Annotated in this window: 18 protein-coding genes; all 18 read right to left on the reverse strand. The window is 71.4% G+C overall.

The annotated features are described in order from the left end of the window. Window positions 1-20: 20 nt before the first annotated feature. The 18 genes from ACMXGY_RS14755 to atpB all read right to left on the reverse strand — a co-directional run bounded on the left by ACMXGY_RS14755 (window position 21) and on the right by atpB (window position 17,041). The gene (locus ACMXGY_RS14755) at window positions 21-962 is read right to left on the reverse strand and encodes a carbohydrate ABC transporter permease (RefSeq protein ID WP_483773735.1); all 942 of its coding nucleotides are present in this window, start codon (window positions 960-962) and stop codon (window positions 21-23) included. Next, a complete protein-coding gene (locus tag ACMXGY_RS14760) occupies window positions 962-1,954 on the reverse strand; it encodes a carbohydrate ABC transporter permease (protein WP_483773736.1) in 993 nt (330 codons plus the stop codon). The genes ACMXGY_RS14755 and ACMXGY_RS14760 overlap by 1 nt, the downstream gene beginning before the upstream one ends. 86 nt (window positions 1,955-2,040) lie before the next feature. Further along, on the reverse strand, window positions 2,041-3,345 hold the full coding sequence (locus ACMXGY_RS14765) for an ABC transporter substrate-binding protein (protein ID WP_483773737.1): 1,305 nt from the start codon (window positions 3,343-3,345) through the stop codon (window positions 2,041-2,043). A gap of 72 nt (window positions 3,346-3,417) precedes the next feature. Further along, the gene (locus ACMXGY_RS14770) at window positions 3,418-4,470 is read right to left on the reverse strand and encodes a LacI family DNA-binding transcriptional regulator (RefSeq protein ID WP_483773738.1); all 1,053 of its coding nucleotides are present in this window, start codon (window positions 4,468-4,470) and stop codon (window positions 3,418-3,420) included. A gap of 210 nt (window positions 4,471-4,680) precedes the next feature. Beyond that, window positions 4,681-5,961 (reverse strand): N-acetylglucosamine-6-phosphate deacetylase, encoded by a 1,281-nt coding sequence (locus ACMXGY_RS14775; protein WP_483773739.1) that lies wholly within the window; start codon window positions 5,959-5,961, stop codon window positions 4,681-4,683. Window positions 5,962-6,039: 78 nt separating this feature from the next. Next, complete coding sequence (locus ACMXGY_RS14780; protein ID WP_483773740.1) at window positions 6,040-6,561, reverse strand: DUF1990 family protein; 522 nt, start codon at window positions 6,559-6,561, stop codon at window positions 6,040-6,042. Beyond that, entirely contained in the window at window positions 6,558-7,556 is a 999-nt protein-coding gene (locus ACMXGY_RS14785) for a YndJ family transporter (protein WP_483773741.1), read from the reverse strand. Before ACMXGY_RS14785 ends, ACMXGY_RS14780 begins: the two co-directional genes overlap by 4 nt. Further along, window positions 7,553-8,299: a TetR/AcrR family transcriptional regulator gene (locus ACMXGY_RS14790; protein ID WP_483773742.1), complete on the reverse strand. Its 747-nt coding sequence runs from the start codon at window positions 8,297-8,299 to the stop codon at window positions 7,553-7,555. Before ACMXGY_RS14790 ends, ACMXGY_RS14785 begins: the two co-directional genes overlap by 4 nt. A gap of 273 nt (window positions 8,300-8,572) precedes the next feature. Further along, window positions 8,573-9,268 carry an endonuclease NucS gene (nucS, locus tag ACMXGY_RS14795; RefSeq protein ID WP_483773743.1) on the reverse strand — a complete coding sequence of 232 codons (696 nt, stop codon included), beginning with the start codon at window positions 9,266-9,268 and terminating at the stop codon, window positions 8,573-8,575. A gap of 66 nt (window positions 9,269-9,334) precedes the next feature. After that, window positions 9,335-9,751 carry a DUF2550 domain-containing protein gene (locus ACMXGY_RS14800; protein WP_483773744.1) on the reverse strand — a complete coding sequence of 139 codons (417 nt, stop codon included), beginning with the start codon at window positions 9,749-9,751 and terminating at the stop codon, window positions 9,335-9,337. 19 nt (window positions 9,752-9,770) lie between these two features. Continuing rightward, a complete protein-coding gene (locus tag ACMXGY_RS14805; protein ID WP_483773745.1) occupies window positions 9,771-10,040 on the reverse strand; it encodes a F0F1 ATP synthase subunit epsilon in 270 nt (89 codons plus the stop codon). A 133-nt stretch (window positions 10,041-10,173) separates the two neighbouring features. Beyond that, window positions 10,174-11,655 (reverse strand): F0F1 ATP synthase subunit beta, encoded by a 1,482-nt coding sequence (gene atpD / locus ACMXGY_RS14810; RefSeq protein ID WP_483773746.1) that lies wholly within the window; start codon window positions 11,653-11,655, stop codon window positions 10,174-10,176. Window positions 11,656-11,752: 97 nt separating this feature from the next. Next, window positions 11,753-12,649, reverse strand: a complete 897-nt coding sequence (locus tag ACMXGY_RS14815) for a F0F1 ATP synthase subunit gamma (protein ID WP_483773747.1) — start codon at window positions 12,647-12,649, stop codon at window positions 11,753-11,755. Window positions 12,650-12,651: 2 nt separating this feature from the next. Then, window positions 12,652-14,283: a F0F1 ATP synthase subunit alpha gene (gene atpA / locus ACMXGY_RS14820; protein WP_483773748.1), complete on the reverse strand. Its 1,632-nt coding sequence runs from the start codon at window positions 14,281-14,283 to the stop codon at window positions 12,652-12,654. A 105-nt stretch (window positions 14,284-14,388) separates the two neighbouring features. Beyond that, a complete protein-coding gene (locus tag ACMXGY_RS14825) occupies window positions 14,389-15,204 on the reverse strand; it encodes a F0F1 ATP synthase subunit delta (RefSeq protein ID WP_483773749.1) in 816 nt (271 codons plus the stop codon). Then, complete coding sequence (locus ACMXGY_RS14830; RefSeq protein ID WP_483773750.1) at window positions 15,204-15,815, reverse strand: F0F1 ATP synthase subunit B; 612 nt, start codon at window positions 15,813-15,815, stop codon at window positions 15,204-15,206. The genes ACMXGY_RS14825 and ACMXGY_RS14830 overlap by 1 nt, the downstream gene beginning before the upstream one ends. Continuing rightward, complete coding sequence (locus ACMXGY_RS14835; protein WP_024839300.1) at window positions 15,815-16,042, reverse strand: ATP synthase F0 subunit C; 228 nt, start codon at window positions 16,040-16,042, stop codon at window positions 15,815-15,817. The genes ACMXGY_RS14830 and ACMXGY_RS14835 overlap by 1 nt, the downstream gene beginning before the upstream one ends. Before the next feature lie 108 nt (window positions 16,043-16,150). Beyond that, complete coding sequence (gene atpB, locus ACMXGY_RS14840; RefSeq protein ID WP_483773751.1) at window positions 16,151-17,041, reverse strand: F0F1 ATP synthase subunit A; 891 nt, start codon at window positions 17,039-17,041, stop codon at window positions 16,151-16,153. Window positions 17,042-17,101: the final 60 nt, after the last annotated feature.

Here is a 17,101-nt window from a genome sequence, read left to right on the forward strand (position 1 = left end):
GTCTCGGTGACCGGGCGCGGTCACTTCACGGCGCCGGCCGTGACGCCCCGGGTGAGGGTGCGCTGGAAGATGAGGAAGAAGATCAGCGCGGGGATCAGCGAGACGAGCGCGCCCGCGTTGGTCGTCGGGGCGTCCATCATCCGGTCGCCCTGGAGCGACGCGAGCGCGATGGGGATGGTCTGCGTCTCGTTCGTCGTGAGCATGACCAGGGGGATGAAGAACTCGTTCCACGTCCAGATGAAGAAGAAGATCATGAGGACGCCGAGCGTGGGCTTGACGATCGGGTAGACGACCTGCCAGAGGATGCGCCACCGGCCTGCGCCGTCGAGCTGAGCGGCCTCGAGGAGCGCGGGCGGGAACGTCCCGAGCACCGACGCGAGGAGGTAGGTCCCGAACGCGGACTGGACGACCGTGAAGATGATGATGATCGACCACTGCGAGTTCGACAGCCCGACCTGCTGCGCCATGTCGAACAGCGGGTAGATGAGCGCCTCCTGCGGCAGCATGTTCGCGACCAGGAAGAGCGTGACGATCCACATGCGGCCCTTGATCCGCCCGACGCCGATCGCGTAGGCGTTGAGCAGGGAGAGGAGCGTGCCGAACACCGCGACGAGCGCCGAGATGAAGACCGAGTTCCACAGCTTCTGCGGGAAGTTCGTCCGGGTCCAGAAGTTCTGGACGCCGTCGAGGTAGAGCTCCTTGGGGAGGCTGAGCGGCCCGTCCTGCGAGTACTCCGCGGGCGACTTGAACGCGTTGAGCAGCATGATCACGAAGGGCGAGAGCATGAGCAGCGCGACGAGGACCGCCGCCGCGAGGATCAGCCAGCGGCCCACGCCGCGCCGGTAGCGCTGGTCCTGGCCGGCGGCGCGGCGCGGGCGACGCGGCTTCGCGGGCGACCTCGTGCCGGACGACGCGCCCGCCGCGGGGGTCGCAGTGGGGGTGGTGGGGACGACGGTGGACATCAGCGGCCCTCCTGCTCTCGGCGCTCGGCGCGGCTCTGCAGCGCGAGGATCACGACGGCGACGACGATGATGACGAGGGTGAGCACGGTCGCGATCGCGGCGCCGTAGCCGACCTTCGACTTGTCGAAGAAGTTGAGGTACGAGTAGTAGCTCGGCACGAGGGTCGAGCTTTCCGGCCCGCCGCGCGTGAGCACGTAGATCGGGCCGAACACCTTGAGCGCGGCGACCGTGCACGTGAGGGTGACGACGAACGTCTCCGGGCGGATCTGCGGGATCGTGATGGCCCGGAACCGACGCCACCAGCCGGCGCCGTCGAGCTCCGCGGCCTCGTAGAGCTCGGGGTCGACGCGCTGGAGCGCGGACATGAAGATCACGACCGGGTAGCCGACCTGGACCCAGATGAGGACGAGCATGACGCTCGGCAGCGCGGTGTCCGGGTCGCCCAGCCAGTTGGGCGGGTTCTCCAGGCCGAGGCCCCGCAGGATGACGTTGAGGGCGCCGGTCTGCGCGTTGAGGATCCAGTTCCACAGCACGCCGGCGACGGCGACGGGCAGGATCTGCGGGAGGTAGTACGTCGCGCGCAGGAACGCCGCGACGCGGGGCCCGAACCGGCGGCCGAGGTAGTCGAAGAGGACGGCCGCGAGCACGAGGCCGAGGAGCGTGGGCACGACGACCATCGCGAGGATCATCGCGATGGAGTTCTGGAACGACGTCCAGAACGCGGAGTCGCCCATGAGGTCGCTGTAGTTGCCGAGCCCGTTCCAGCGCATCGGCGCCATGCCGCCACGCCACTTGAAGAGGCTGTAGTAGACGTTCATCGCGAACGGGTAGCCGATGACGACGACGAACGCCACCGCACCGGGCAGGAGGTAGGGCAGGTACGCGACCCAGGTGGGGCGCCGCCGACGGCGCACGGCCTGCTGGGGGGCGCGGGTCGCGCCGGGCACCTGGTCTGGTACCTGGTTCGGCACCACGTCGGTTCGGGTGGGCATGACGGGTCTCTTTCGCGGGGAGGTCCTCAGGGGCGGGGTCCGGCCGGCCGCGGCACGGCGGCCGGCCGGACCCGGTGGTGGGCTGCTCAGCTGTCGAGCAGGTCCGCCTTGCCGTCCACGTAGGCGGTCTCGAGGCCGTCGAGCACCTCGGTCGGGGTCTTCGACTGGTTGATGAGCGACTGGAGCTGGCTCACGACGACGTCGTAGTAGCCCGGCACCGGCCAGTCGGGGTAGAACGCCAGGCCGTCCTCGTCGAGGATCGCCTGGAAGTTCTCGGTGAGCTGCTTGGTGCGCTCGTCGGTGATCACGGACGCGTCACCGGCGACGGGCAGGCCGCCGGTCTCCGCGAGGATGTTCTGCACCTCGGGGCGCAGCGTGATGTCGATGAACTCCTCGGCCAGGTCGGGCGAGTCGGCGTTCGCCGGCACGACCCAGAGGTTGCCGGACGAGCCGACCTGGAGCGTGTTGCCCGGGAAGTTGAACTGGCCCCAGTCGGCCTGCATCTCCTCGACGATGCGGCCGAACCACCAGGAGCCGGAGACCATCATCGGGTAGGTGCCGTTGATGAAGGAGACGCCCATGTCCTCGGCGGTGAGCGCCGCGGAGTCGGGAGCGACGTAGCCGGCCTTGATCCACTCGTCGAGCGTCTCGGTCGCCTGGGTCATCTCCGGGCCGTGGAAGTCGGGGTCGCCGTCGAAGAGCTGGTACTGGTCGACGAAGTCGCGGTCGGCGTTCGCGAGCACGAGCTCGTACCAGAGCTGGCCCATCGGGTACTCCGAGCCTGCCTCGGCGAGCGGCGTGACGCCGGCGTCCTTGAAGGTCTTCATGACGTTCTCGAGCTCCTCGAGCGTCGTCGGCACCTCGAGCCCGTACTGGGCGAACATCTCGGTGTTGTAGTAGACCTGCACGAACTCGCCGTAGTTCGGGACGCCGTACCACTCGCCCGACCCCATGAGGCCCTGCTCGTCGTAGGTCGCGGTGGTCTGGAGCGAGCCGCTGAGCTTCTCGTCCCAGCCGCGCTCGGTCGCGGCGTCCGTGAGCGGCGTGAGCAGGCCCTGCGCCGCGAGCTGCCCGGCGGTCGCGTTGCCCTTGTTGTACTCCATGACGTCGGGCACGTCGTCGCCGGTGAGGACGATCTTGGCGTTCTTCTGGATCTGCTCGAACGTCTGCTTCTCGACGACGACGTCGACGTCCGGGTTCTCCTCCTCGAAGATCTCGATGGCCTTGGCCCAGGCCTGGCCCATCGCCGAGTCCTCGTTCTCGTAGTGCCAGATCGTCAGGGTCTGGTCGTCGGACCCCCCGCCGCCGCCGGACCCCCCGCTGCACGCCGCCAGGGCGAGCGGGAGCGCTGCGACGGCAGCGACGAGCGAGATCTTGCGGGATCGCAACATGTGCGTGTCCTCCTCATCGAGTTCCGGCCCTGAGCCGGAGGGTGACCGGGCGGCGCCCGGCCGGTCGGTGTTTCAGCGAGCGCCGGGCTCGCGGTCGACGTCCTCGGCACGGTCGGCCGCCGGGGCGACGCTGCTGCCGGGTTCCAGGACGCACGGGATGAGCACGTTCGGCGTGCTCGGACGGGAGCTGTCCACCAGGGACAGCAGCTTCTGCACCCCCAGGCGACCGAGCCGGGCGCCGGGTGCGTGCATGGTGGTCAGCGGCGGGTTGCTCATCTCGCCGACGCCGGGCGACGTGACGATCGACAGGATCGACATGTCGGTGGGGATCGAGATGCCGCGCTGCTGCAGCTCGGCGACGACGCCGAACGTCGCGATCTCGTTCATGGTCACGAAGGCGGTGAGGCGCGGCTCGCGCGCGAGCAGCGTCGCGACGGCGTCGCGGCCCGCTCGCGGCGACTCGTCGACGCGCAGCGCGATCGGCTCGAGGCCGCGGGCGCGCATCGCGGCGTCGAAGCCCTCCTCCGCGCGGAACGTGGGCGCGTAGCCGTCGTCCGCCGTCGCCTGCGAGTGGTTGACGAACGCGATGCGACGGTGCCCGAGCTCGACGAGGTGCTGGACGGCGTCGTCCGTGGTGCGCTCGAAGTCGATGTCCACCGACGGGCGGTCGGACACGTCGCGCGTGCGGCCGATCATCGTGTACGGGACGCCGGACTCCTGGAGCACGTCGACACGAGCGTCGTCGAGCGCGACCTCCATGAGCAGGACTCCGTCCGCCATGCCCTGACGCACGAGGTCGCGGACCTCGGGGGCCTGGGTCGTGCGGAAGGGCCACAGGACGAGGTGGTAGCCGTTGTCGCGCGCCGTCTCGGCCGCCGAGGAGACGAACTCCGCGACCGTGCCGCCGAGCCCCTTCTCCATCGCGGGGTAGATGAGCGCGAGCACGTGGCTGCGGCGGGACGCGAGGCCCCGCGCCATGGCGTTGGGCTGGTAGCCGAGCTCAGCCATCGCGTCCTCGATGCGACGGCGGGTGGCCTCGGTGACAGGGCGGGTCCCGGACAGCGCGTAGGACACCGTGCTCAGCGAGACCTGGGCGCGTCGCGCCACGTCCTGCATCGTCACCATCGTCACCACTCCCCTGTGGTCCGGTCGGCCGCCTCGTCCGTCGAAGCGCTTCGTCGAAACGCATCGTCGAAGCGCTTCGCCGTTACGAGTATTGGCTGAACTAATGAGGCGAGTCAAGTTCGCTGACCCGGATCGCGCTCTCTGGTTCGGGACCGGGGCCCCGACCTGGGACGACACCGTCCGGTCGGGGACGGTCAGTGCGCGAGCGCGTCAGGCCGAGAGGTCGACGCTCTCGCCCGCCCGCAGCACCTCGCGCACGCGCAGGTCGCCGTCCGTCACGACGACGTCGGCGCGGCGGCCCGCGACGAGGCCGCCGCGGTCGTCGAGGCCGAGCACCCCGGCCGGCGTCCACGACGCGGCGCGGACGGCGTCGACGAGCGCGACGCCCGCTCCCGTCGTCTCGCGCACGACGTCGAGCAGGTGGTACGTCCCGCCGGCGATGGACCCGCCCTCGGCGAGACGCGCGACGCCGTCGGCCACGGTGACCCGCATCGGCCCGAGCTCGTACGCCCCGTCCGCCATCCCTGCGGCGGCCATCGCGTCGGTGACGAGCGCGACGGCGTCGGGTCCGGCCACCGTTCCGTCGGCACCGACGTGCGGCCCGACGAGCTCGACGACGCTGCGGATCGTGCCGTGCGCGAGGTGCGTCCCGTCAGCGACGAGCTCGACGACCATCTCGCCGCGCGCCGCCGCCGCCAGGCACGCCGCGATCGGCCCGGGATCGCGGTGGTGCAGCGGCCGCATCCCGTTGAACAGGTGCGTCGCCGTGAGGCGCGCGCCGGGTCGCCCTGCGGCGGCGAACGCCGCGACGCCGGACGCGATCGCGGCCTCCGTCTGCTCGGTGCTCGCGTCGGTGTGCCCGAGGGAAGGAACCGCACCCACCTCGACGAGCGCCTCGATCACTCCCCCAGGCCCGACGACGCCCGGCACCTCGGGCGCGACGGTCATGGTCCGCAGGTGGCCGCGCGCGGCGGCCGCGATCGCACGCACGAGGTCCGCGTCGCCGTCGAGCATGTCGTGCGGGTTCTGCGCGCCGCAGCGCGCGGCCGAGAGGAACGGGCCCTCGAGGTGGATGCCGACGATCTCGCCCGCATCGGCGAGGTCGGCGAGGTTCGCGGTGCGCGCGAGCAGCACGTCCCGTGACGCGGTCACGAGCGAGGCGACGAGGCCCGTCGTGCCGTGGCGCAGGTGCTCGCGCGCCGCGACGCGCGCCTCGTCGACGCTCGTCGCGTCGGGGAAGCTCGCGCCGCCGCCCCCGTGGTCGTGCACGTCGACCAGCCCCGGCAGCAGCGTCACGCCCGCCGCCGGCTCGGCGGCCTCGTATCCTTCCGCGACGGCCGCGGTCCGCTCGCCGACCCACTCGATCCGGCCGCCGCGGACGACGACGACGCCGTCCTCTACCACCGCCGTCGGGGTGACGACGCGACCGGTCAGGGCGCGGTGCGGAACGGGCTGCTCGTCGGGGTGCGGGAGGCGCGCGTCGTCGGTCATGGCCCCATTCTGGCGCACTTCGTACACCCGGCGTGCAAACTCGGCACGTCGTGGACGCGCACGGTGGGTACGCAAGCGTCAGCGGTCGCGCGACGCGAGCAGCCGCTGCGCGCCGCGGCCGAGATGCACGGCGAAGAGCCGCTGGAACGTCGGCACGGCGAACGCGAGCGGGCGCACCCACCACAGCACCGGACGACTGAACACGTCGATGCTCCACCACAGGTCGCCCGCGTCGTCGCGCTCGACCGCGAAGCGCTCCTCCCCCACGAACGCGTGCCCGGGCAGGGTCCCGTAGCCGAACGCGACCCGCTGCGCCGTCCGCTCGACCCACACGACCTCGCAGGGCTCGTGCAGACGCAGGCGCCCGACGCCGAGCAGGGTCGTCACGCGCGCGCCGGGCTCGGCGACAAGGGCCTGGGTCTCCAGGCGCACACGCGCGGCGGCGTGCACGCGCCAGGTGAGGAGCTGCTCGCCGAGCCACGCGAGGTCGTCCGGCGTGCGCGGCCGGTCCGTGAGCCGGCGCCGCACGTGCAGGTGCCGGTACCCCGCGGGCCAGGTGTCGGTGCGGGTCGCGCCGACCTCCGGGTAGGTGAACGTCACGTCGTGCTCCTCTCCGCCCCCGGGCGGGGGCACGTCTCGTCGGGTCCGGACGGGGCGACGTCCGGGGCGCCGGCCGCCGCGTCCGGCACGGCGGCCGCGTCGTCACGCACGAGCACGCGCAGGCCCAGCAGCGCGCACAGGACGAACCCGAGCGCGTTGGCGACCCCGTGCGTCGCCGCCATGACGTCGAGCCCCGGGTGCGCGAACCCGAGCGCCTCGCCCCCGGCCCACCACAGGGCCAGCACCATCGCCAGGCCCACGACGACGGCCGAGGTTCCCAGCAGGGCCCGCGCGCCGGCAGGGAGATCACCCGGGCGCGCGAGCGACCGCACGACGGCGACTGCGGTTGCCCAGAGGGCGAGCGTGAGGACGACCGCCCCGACGAGCTCGGCCACGTCGCCCGCGAAGTAGCCGACCAGCACGAGGCCCGTGCCGATCGGGACGCCCCAGGCGCCGGCGCCGGCGAGCCGGTCGCGGTCGGCGAGCCGCGCCACCGTGCCCGCGACGAGCGCCGCGCCGAACCCGGCGTAGAGCATGTGCGGGACCGTGAGCGAGAGGTAGGTCCCGGAGAACCCCAGCAGCCCCCAGCCCCCGCGCTCCGCGACGAGTGCGGTCGCCCCCACCGCGGGCAGGGCGAGCGCGGTGGCAGTCGCGATGACCGGCGCGAAGCGGGTGGTCGCCCCGCCGTCGGCGCCCCGTGGGCTCGAGCCGGTTCGAGCGTGGGCCCGGGAGCCGCCGAGCGCGCAAACCACGACACGAGCGGCCGCCACGAGCAGCACCCCCGTCGCGAGGGCGAACACCACCGCGAGCGCGACGGACGCGCCACCGCGAGGCAGCAGGAGGCTCGCCACCGCGGCGGCGCCGGCAGCCGGCCATGCCAGGCTCCGCGGCGCGGGGACGACGCTCGGCCCCAGCAACCTCAGCCCGAGCGGCAGCACGACGACCGCCCCGACCGCGACGAGCACCCCGACGAGCGCCTCCCCGGCCGGGCTCACGAGGGATCCTCCTGCCCGACCCGACGACCGGCGGCCGGGACGGTCCCGCCCCGGTCCGTCCCGGGGGCGACCGCCCACGCCGGGGACGCGTCGCGCACGAGCCGTAGCGCGTCGTCGACCACGCCGCGCGCGAGGGGCAGCCGCGCGAGCCGCACGAGGCTGCCCACCAGAGCGGCGCCGCCGTACACGAGCCGCCGCGTGCGCGCGAAGCCGGGCGACGCGTCGTGGACCCAGTACAGCGTCACCCCGAGCTGCGCGAGCCACAGCAGCTCGGGGAGCTGCGCGCGCAGCCGCGGCGGGACCGGCGGGGTCGCCCCGGCGACCACCTCCTCGAACAGCCCGCGCGACAGGTCGCGCGCCTCCGTCGATGCGGCAGAGAACGGGCTCGCGTCGGACCCGGGCCGGATCGCGACCGACACGAAGTCCCCGCCGAACGCGTGGAACGGCGCGAACGCGTCGACGGCCGCGCCCCACACGCCGCGCAGCCGCTCGGCGAGCGTCCCGCCCGCCGCCAGCACCGGCGCAGCGCGTTCCGCGTGCTCGCGCTGCACCTCGAGGTAGAGCTCCTGGACCAACGCGTCCTTGGACGGGAAGTGGTAGTACGCGTTCCCCGTGCTCACGCCCGCCTCGGCGGCGATCGCCCGCATCGTGGTCCCCTCGTACCCGACGTCCCGCAGCATCCGGATCGCGACGTCGCGCACGAGAGCCCGCGTCCGCGCCGACTTGGCCGTCGCCCCGCTCATCGCACCGGCTGGTCGTCGCTATTTCTGAACATGTTCAAAAAGTACCAGACACGCAAGGCGCGCGGAACGCGAGCGAACGAGAACATCGTGACAAGGGCGAGCAACGAAGAGGGCGCGCCGAAGAGGGCGGACGGGACGGGTCCCGGCGGGTCGTGGCGGGTCTGGCGGGAGGACTCGAGGAACGAGGGTCCGGATGGTAGACCCGCCGGAACCCGTCCCGTCCGCCACCCGACCCGACCCACGGACGCCGGCGCCAACGGGCGCCGCGGAAGCTCAGAAGAGCCGCGAGTCCACGTCGTCGACGCCCCGCATCGCGTCGTAGTCCAGCACGAGGCACCCGATCCCCCGGTCCGTCGCGAGCACGCGCGCCTGCGGCTTGATCTCCTGCGCAGCGAACACCCCGCGCACGGGGGCGAGCAGGGGGTCGCGGTTGAGGAGGTCGAGGTAGCGCGTGAGCTGCTCGACCCCGTCGATGTCGCCGCGCCGCTTGATCTCGACGGCGACCGTGGCGCCGTCGGCGTCCTTGGCCAGGATGTCGACGGGACCGATGGCCGTCGGGTACTCGCGGCGCACAAGCGTGTGCCCGGTGCCGAGCAGCCCGATCTGCGCGGCGAGCATCTCCTGCAGGTGCGCCTCGACGCCGTCCTTGACGAGCCCGGGGTCGATGCCGAGCTCGTGCGAGCTGTCGTGCTGGACGTCGTGCAGCTCGATCTCGAGCCGGTCGTCGCTCTTCGCGTGCTGGACCGCCCAGACCTCGGTCACGCCGCGCTCGCGCGCCTCGTCGGAGGGTTCGCGCACGGCGAGCGTGCACGGTGGGCTCATCCAGTTGAGGGGCTTGTACGACCCGCCGTCGGAGTGCAGCAGCACGCTCCCGTCTGCCTTGACGATGAGCACGCGCGTCGCGAGCGGCAGGTGGGCCGAGAGCCGGCCGGTGTAGCGGGCGGAGCAGCGGGCGACGACGAGACGCAAGGTCGGTTCCTCAGGGTCGTGATGGGCGGTCGAGGCGGTCCCACGAGCCCGCCGACGGCGGGAGAGTCAGACGACGACGTCCCGGCGTCCGGGGGGTGCGGCCTCCAGCCACGAGGAGAGGCCCTCGTAGGCGGCGCGCGACATCGTCAGCTCGAAGTCCTGGCCACGGTAGCGGCAGTGCACGAGGTAGGTGTCGGGGCCGTCGCCGTCGAAGGGTTCACGACCCGCGATGACGAGGTCGTAGCGCGACCAGGTGCGGGCGGGACGGACGGAGACGGACCACAGGCGCCACCAGTCGATCCGTCCGACGCCGTAGTGGGCGATCCCGGCGACCCAGGGCGCACCGGGCACGCCGGCGCGGCGAGCGCCGCACTCGAACGACCCGACGCGGTGCGAGAGCGCCCGCAGCCGCCACACCCCCAGCCCGACCGCGACCAGGACCGCGGCGAGCAGTCCGATCGCGATCCAGGCGGGGAGCGTCATGGTCGTACGGCGTTCGTCGTCAGCGCGCCGGTGCGGACTCGACCGAGTCCGCGACGATCGTGACCTGGTTCGAGTCCACGGAGATGAACCCGCCGGAGACACGGAGCTCGAGGTCCTCCGCGTCTGCGGCGACGATCCGGACGGATCCCTCGCGCAGCACGGCGAGCAGCGGCGAGTGGTCCGCGAGGATGCCGATCTCGCCGTCCGCCGCGGGCGCGGTGACGCGCTGCGCGCGGCCCGACCAGATCTTGCGGTCCGCCGCCACGAGGTCGACGTTCAGCTGTGCCACTGGAACTCCTTCATGCCCGGTTCATACCCTCCCGTGGTGTCCGGGACGGTGTCCGGTCCGCGTCCCGCGGCCGGATGTGGTGCGACGACGCGCGGGGCGGACCCGTTCGGCCCGGCCCCGCGCGTGCGACGTGTCAGGCCCCGTACTCCTTCTGGATACGGGCCCAGTTCTCCTCGAGCATCTCGAGGCCACCGATGTTGTAGAAGGCCTGCTCGGCGATGTGGTCGAACTCGCCGTTCGCGATCTTCTTGAACGCCTCGATGGTCTCGGACAGGGGCACCGTGGAGCCCTCGACGCCCGTGAACTTCTTGGCCATGTAGGTGTTCTGGGAGAGGAACTGCTGGATACGACGCGCGCGCGCGACGACCGTCTTGTCCTCCTCCGAGAGCTCGTCCACACCGAGAATCGCGATGATGTCCTGCAGCTCCTTGTTGCGCTGCAGGATCTGCTTCACCTGGGTGGCGACGTCGTAGTGCTCCTGGCCCACGTACCGCGGGTCGAGGATGCGCGACGTCGACGTGAGCGGGTCGATCGCCGGGTACAGACCCTTCGACGCGATCTCGCGGGAGAGCTCCGTCGTCGCGTCGAGGTGGGCGAACGTCGTCGCCGGCGCCGGGTCGGTGTAGTCGTCTGCCGGCACGTAGATCGCCTGCAGCGAGGTGATCGAGTGACCTCGCGTCGAGGTGATGCGCTCCTGGAGGAGGCCCATCTCGTCGGCCAGGTTCGGCTGGTAGCCCACGGCCGAGGGCATGCGCCCGAGCAGCGTCGAGACCTCGGAGCCCGCCTGCGTGAAGCGGAAGATGTTGTCGATGAACAGCAGCACGTCCTGCTTGCGAACGTCGCGGAAGTACTCCGCCATCGTCAGCGCCGACAGGGCGACGCGCAGACGCGTGCCCGGCGGCTCGTCCATCTGGCCGAAGACGAGGGCCGTCTTGTCGAAGACCCCGGCCTCCTCCATCTCCGCGATGAGGTCGTTGCCCTCACGCGTGCGCTCGCCGACACCCGCGAACACGGACACACCGCCGTGGTCCTGGGCGACGCGCTGGATCATCTCCTGGATGAGGACCGTCTTGCCGACGCCCGCACCGCCGAAGAGGCCGATCTTGCCACCCTGGACGTACGGGGTGAGCAGGTCGATCGACTTGATGCCGGTCTCGAACATCTCGGTCTTCGACTCGAGCTGGTCGAACGCCGGGGGCTTGCGGTGGATCGGCCAGCGCTCGGTGATCTCGATCTTCTCGCCCGGAGCCGCGTTGAGCACCTCACCGGTCACGTTGAACACGCGACCCTTGGTGACGTCACCGACCGGGACGCTGATCGGCGCGCCGGTGTCGGTGACCTGGGCGCCACGGACGAGGCCGTCCGTCGGCTTGAGCGCGATCGCACGCACGAGCGAGTCGCCCAGGTGCTGGGCGACCTCGAGCATGAGCGTGAAGGACTGCTCCCCCTCGCCCTGGGACGAGAGGTCGATCTGCACGGAGAGCGCGTTGTAGATGTCGGGGATGGCGTCCGCCGGGAACTCGATGTCCACGACGGGGCCGATCACTCGCGCTACTCGGCCCACGCCGGGACCGCTGGAGTGCTCGACCTGGGCTTCCACGGTGGTGGCGGTCATTGCTGGCCTCGCTTCGCAGTGCCGGAGGGGTCCCCGGCGGTTTCGGTCAGGATGTCGGTGATGGTGGTGGCGCGCGACGCGGCGCCGAGGCGACGCGTCATGACGCGGCCAACGCGTCGGCACCCGAGACGATCTCGCTGATCTCCTGGGTGATGTCCGCCTGCCGCGCCTGGTTGGCCAGACGGGTGTAGTTGCGGATGAGGTCCTCCGCGTTGTCCGTCGCCGTGTGCATCGCGCGCTGACGAGCGGCCAGCTCCGACGCGGCCGCCTCGAGGAGGCAGCTGAAGATGCGGCTGCGCACGTAGCGCGGCAGGAGCGCGTCCAGCACCGCCTCGGGCGAGGGCTCGAAGTCGTACAGCGGGAGCACGTCGTGCTTGCCCGCCGGAGCGACGCCCTCGACGACCTCGAGCGGGAGCATCCGCACGACGCGCGGACGCTGCGTCACCATGTTCACGAACTGCGTGTACACGATGTGCAGCTCGCTCACGCCGCCCTCGTCCACCGGGGAGAGGAACGCCCCGAGCAGGGTGTCGGCGATCTCGCCCGCCACGTCGGAGTTCGGCGCGTCCGACCCGTACGACCACGAGCCGGCGAGCTGGCGCCCGCGGAACGTGTAGTACGAGATCGCCCGACGACCGGACGCGTAGAGCACGACCTCCTTGCCCTCGGCGGTCAGCCGCTCGACGAGCCGCTCCGTCTCGCGCAGGATCGACGCCGAGTAGGCGCCGGCCATGCCACGGTCGGACGCGACGACGAGGACCGCGACGCGGTTCGTGTCGGTGCGCTCGCTCGTGAGCGGGTGCTGCGTCGACGTGTGCGTCGCGACGGCCGACACGGCGCGCGTGAGGGCACGGGCGTAGGGCGACGCGGCGGACGTGCGGGCACGCGCCTTGCCGATCCGCGACGCAGCGATGAGCTCCTGCGCGCGGAACATCTTCTTGAGGGACTGCGTCGACTTGATCCGCTGCTTGTAGACGCGCTGGGATCCGGCCATCGTCAGGCCCTCTTCTGCCGGACGATCTGCTCCTGCTCGATCTCCGTCTCGGCCTCGTCCTCGGTGTCGCCACCGACGAGCGGCGAACCGTCGCCCTTGAGGAAGCCAGAACGGAAGGCGTCGACCGCCGAGGCGAGCTGCGTCTCCGTCGCGTCCTCGAGCTTCCCGGTCTCGGCGATCGTCGACAGGACGTCGGTGTTGCGGCGCAGGTGGTCGATCAGCTCGGACTCGAAGCGGCGCACGTCCTCGACCGGGACGTCGTCGAGCTTGCCCTTGGTGCCGGCCCAGATCGAGGCGACCTGGTCCTCGACCGGGAACGGCGAGTACTGGCCCTGCTTGAGCAGCTCCATGAGGACCGCACCACGCCGCAGCTGGCCGCGCGAGGCCGCGTCGAGGTCGGACGCGAACATCGCGAACGCCTCGAGGGAGCGGTACTGCGCGAGCTCGAGCTTCAGCGTGCCGGAGACCTTCTTCATCGCCTTGACCTGCGCGTCACCGCCGACACGGGACACGGAGATGCCGACGTCGACCGCGGGGCGCTGGTCGGCGTTGAACAGGTCGGACTGGAGGAAGATCTGGCCGTCGGTGATGGAGATGACGTTCGTCGGGATGTACGCCGACACGTCGTTCGCCTTGGTCTCGATGACCGGGAGACCCGTCATCGAGCCCGCACCGAGCTCGTCCGAGAGCTTGGCGCAACGCTCGAGCAGACGGGAGTGCAGGTAGAACACGTCGCCGGGGTACGCCTCGCGGCCCGGCGGGCGGCGCAGGAGCAGCGACACGGCGCGGTAGGCCTCGGCCTGCTTCGACAGGTCGTCGAAGATGATGAGGACGTGCTTGCCGTCGTACATCCAGTGCTGGCCGATGGCCGAGCCGGTGTACGGGGCGAGGTACTTGAAGCCTGCCGGGTCGGACGCGGGCGCCGCGACGATCGTCGTGTACTCGAGCGCGCCGGCCTCCTCGAGGGCGCCGCGCACCGAGGCGATCGTCGAGCCCTTCTGACCGATGGCGACGTAGATGCAGCGGACCTGCTTCGACGGGTCGCCCGACTCCCAGTTCGCCTTCTGGTTGATGATCGTGTCGATCGCGATCGCCGTCTTGCCTGTCTGGCGGTCACCGATGATCAGCTGGCGCTGACCACGGCCGATCGGGATCATCGAGTCGATCGCCTTGAGGCCGGTCTGCAGCGGCTCGTGGACCGACTTGCGGGCCATGACGCCGGGCGCCTGGAGCTCGAGGGCGCGGCGGCCCTCGGTCGCGACCTCGCCGAGGCCGTCGATCGGGTTGCCCAGCGGGTCGACGACGCGACCCAGGTACCCGTCGCCGACGGCGACCGACAGCACCTCACCGGTGCGGCGGACCTCCTGGCCCTCCTCGATGCCGGTGAACTCGCCGAGGACGACGACACCGATCTCGCGGACGTCGAGGTTGAGGGCGAGCCCGAGGGTCCCGTCCTCGAAGCGCAGCAGCTCGTTGGCCATCGCGCCCGGCAGACCCTCGACCTGGGCGATGCCGTCGGCGGCCAGGGTGACCCGGCCCACCTCCTCGGACACGGCGCCCTCGGGCTCGTAGGACTTCACGAAGCTGTCCAGCGCGGCCCGGATCTCCTCCGGCCGGATCGTCAGCTCAGCCATTGCTCTTCTCCTGTCGTGGCCGCACCTCGTGGTTCGGGTGCGGTCGAACGTTTGTCGGTTGTGCGGCCAGGGGCCGGCAGGACGGTCGTCGGTCGGAAGGTCGCGTCAGCTCACGAGCCGTCGTCGCGCGTCGGCGAGACGGGACAGCACGGTCGAGTCCACGACGTCGGCACCGACCTGGATGCGCAGGCCGCCGAGCACAGCGGGCTCCACGGTGACGTTGAGCTGCACGGCGCGCCCGTAGGCCCGCTCGAGCAGCGCGCCCAGGCGGTCGAGCTGTGCCTGGGTCAGGACGGTCCCGGACGTGATGGAGGCCACGAGGCGCTGGCGACGCTCGGCGGCGACGTCACCGAACCAGCCGAGGGTCGGGACGAACCGACGACCGCGCAGCGCACGCGTCGCGTGCAGCGCGAGGACCTCGGTCACCTGGTCGACCTTGCCCGCGAGCAACGTGCGCAGGAACTCCGCACGACGCTCGGACGCGGTGGTGCCGTCGGAGAGGACCTGCCGGGCCTCGCGCTGGCCCACCAGGGCGCGCGAGACGCGGAACAGCTCGTCCTCCACCTTCTCGAGGTCGCCGCGGGCCTCGGCGGACGCGAGCACCGCGTCCAGGCCCAGGCGCTCGGTCGCGTCCGCGAGGTCGCGGTCCTTCGCCCACCGAGACCGGACCATGCCCGCCACGAGGTCGACGACGCGGCCGTCGAAGCCCGAGCCGAGGACGGCGGTCGCCAGGCGTGCCTTGTCCTCGCCCGACCGTGACGGGTCCGCGAGGGACCGGCGCAGCGGCGCGGACTCGTCGAGCGCCGCGGTGACCGCGAACAGCTGCTCGCCCAGCGCGAGCGCGCCTTCGCCCGCCGAGCGCAGGACCGGCTCGAACCGGTCCCGCGCCTGTGCGAGGGAGTCTCCGCTCGTACCGCGCATCAGCGCTCCTCGGAGGCTGCGCCCGCAGCACCCGCCGCGCTCGCCGCCGCGGGGCCCGCGGCCTCGAGCTCGTCGAGGAACCGGTCGACGACGCGGCTCTGGCGCGCGGAGTCCGCGAGGGACTCGCCGACGATCTTGGACGCGAGCTCCGTCGCGAGCAGACCGACGTCGTTGCGCAGCGAGACCGCCGCCTGCTGACGCTCGGCCTCGATCTGGCGGTGAGCCGTCTCGACGATGCGCGCGGCGTCGTCCGACGCCTTGACCCGCAGGTCCGCGACGATGGCCGAGCCCTCGGCGCGCGCCTCCTCGCGGATCTTGGCCGCCTCGGTGCGCGCCTCCTGGAGCTGCTGGTGGTACTCCGCCAGCGCGGCCGCAGCCTCGGCCTGGGCGGACTCCGCCTTGGCGAGGCCGCCCTCGATCTTCGCGGTGCGCTCGTCGAGGATCGCCTGGAACTTCGGCAGCACGGACCTGTAGAAGACGATCGCGATGATGACCATGATGACGGACGACCAGAGGAGGTCGTACCCGGCGGGGAGGAAGAGCTCGATGCCCTCGTGCTCCTCGCCCGTCTCCGCCGCGACGATGAGCGCGGCGTCAGCCAGCGCCGTCATCAGAACAGGAAGCCGGCGACGAGACCCAGCAGCGCGAGCACCTCGACGAACGCGACACCGATGAACATCGTCGCGCGGAGCTGCCCGGCGACCTCGGGCTGGCGGGCCATGCCCTCGATGGTCTTGCCGATGAGGATGCCGAGGCCGATGCCCGGGCCGATCGCGGCGAGGCCGTAACCGACGGTGCCGATGTTGCCGGTGACCTCAGCGAGAGTGGTGACGTCCACGATTGCTCGTTCCTTCCGTTGGGCGCCCGACCGGGTGACCGGGCGTCGCGTTGGTACTGCGCTTGATGGTGTGTCTGGTGGAGCGGAGTCGGTGCACGACCCGGGGGGTCAGTGCTCCTCCTCGAGCGACATGTTGATGTACACGGCGGCGAGGAGCGCGAAGATGTAGGCCTGCAGGAAGGCCACGAGGATCTCGAACAGCGTGATCGCGAAGCCACCGGCGAACGTCAGGGCGCCGAACGCCTTCATGGCGGGGGCTGCCTCGAAGATGAAGTACTGCGTGGCCGCGAAGCAGAGCACGAGCATGATGTGCCCGGCGATCATGTTGGCCGCGAGTCGGATCGCCAGCGAGGCGGGCCGGATGATGAGGATCTGCAGGAGCTCGATCGGGGTGACGATCAGGTAGATCGGCCCCGGCACTCCCGGCGGGAACAGGCTGTTCTTCAGGTAGCCGCCGAGGCCGTGCTTCTTGATGCCGGCCGCCCAGTAGGCCACGAAGACCCACAGGGCGAGGACGATCGGGAGGCCGATGCGCGAGGTCCCGGCCAGGTTGAGGCCGGGGATGACGCTCGTGATGTTGAAGGCGAGGACGGCGAAGAAGATCGTCGCGATCATCGGGACGAAGCGCTTGGCGTTCTCCTTCCCCATGATCTCCTCGACGATCTGCACCCGAACGAAGTCGATGAGCATCTCGAGGGCGTTCTGGAACCGGCCGGGCACGAGCCTCGCGCGGCGAGCTCCGATGACGAAGATCGTCAGCAGGACGACGGTCGCGATGACGCGGATGATCCAGATGCGGTCGATCTGGAAGATCGTGCCCTCGAAGAGGATGGCCGGCGGGAAGAAGTCGGCGATCGACGGCGCGTGGAAGCCACCTTCGCTCTCAGAAGCAGCGAGGAGCACGGGGGTCGCAAGCGTGGACAGGGTGGACTCCCAATGGTCGTGTGGTCCGGGCAGCAGCCACTCGATCGTGGGCACGCCGTCGGACCTGGCCGTCATGGATTCGCCAGTAGCCTAACGTATGGATCGGCGTGCTCACGCCGATCCCGCGGGCTTGTG

Source organism: Cellulosimicrobium sp. G4 BAM 1002 (genome assembly GCF_057126935.1).

Excerpts from the sequence above, each read along its gene's own strand:
- ACMXGY_RS14755 (WP_483773735.1), bottom strand. The coding sequence starts at position 962 with ATGTCCACCGTCGTCCCCACCACCCCCACTGCGACCCCCGCGGCGGGC.
- atpA (WP_483773748.1), bottom strand. The coding sequence starts at position 14,283 with ATGGCTGAGCTGACGATCCGGCCGGAGGAGATCCGGGCCGCGCTGGAC.
- ACMXGY_RS14765 (WP_483773737.1), bottom strand. The coding sequence starts at position 3,345 with ATGTTGCGATCCCGCAAGATCTCGCTCGTCGCTGCCGTCGCAGCGCTC.
- ACMXGY_RS14815 (WP_483773747.1), bottom strand. The coding sequence starts at position 12,649 with ATGGCCGGATCCCAGCGCGTCTACAAGCAGCGGATCAAGTCGACGCAG.
- ACMXGY_RS14825 (WP_483773749.1), bottom strand. The coding sequence starts at position 15,204 with ATGCGCGGTACGAGCGGAGACTCCCTCGCACAGGCGCGGGACCGGTTC.
- atpB (WP_483773751.1), bottom strand. The coding sequence starts at position 17,041 with ATGACGGCCAGGTCCGACGGCGTGCCCACGATCGAGTGGCTGCTGCCC.
- ACMXGY_RS14770 (WP_483773738.1), bottom strand. The coding sequence starts at position 4,470 with ATGGTGACGATGCAGGACGTGGCGCGACGCGCCCAGGTCTCGCTGAGC.
- atpD (WP_483773746.1), bottom strand. The coding sequence starts at position 11,655 with ATGACCGCCACCACCGTGGAAGCCCAGGTCGAGCACTCCAGCGGTCCC.
- ACMXGY_RS14790 (WP_483773742.1), bottom strand. The coding sequence starts at position 8,299 with ATGAGCGGGGCGACGGCCAAGTCGGCGCGGACGCGGGCTCTCGTGCGC.
- ACMXGY_RS14775 (WP_483773739.1), bottom strand. The coding sequence starts at position 5,961 with ATGACCGACGACGCGCGCCTCCCGCACCCCGACGAGCAGCCCGTTCCG.
- ACMXGY_RS14830 (WP_483773750.1), bottom strand. The coding sequence starts at position 15,815 with ATGACGGCGCTGGCTGACGCCGCGCTCATCGTCGCGGCGGAGACGGGC.
- ACMXGY_RS14760 (WP_483773736.1), bottom strand. The coding sequence starts at position 1,954 with ATGCCCACCCGAACCGACGTGGTGCCGAACCAGGTACCAGACCAGGTG.
- ACMXGY_RS14800 (WP_483773744.1), bottom strand. The coding sequence starts at position 9,751 with ATGACGCTCCCCGCCTGGATCGCGATCGGACTGCTCGCCGCGGTCCTG.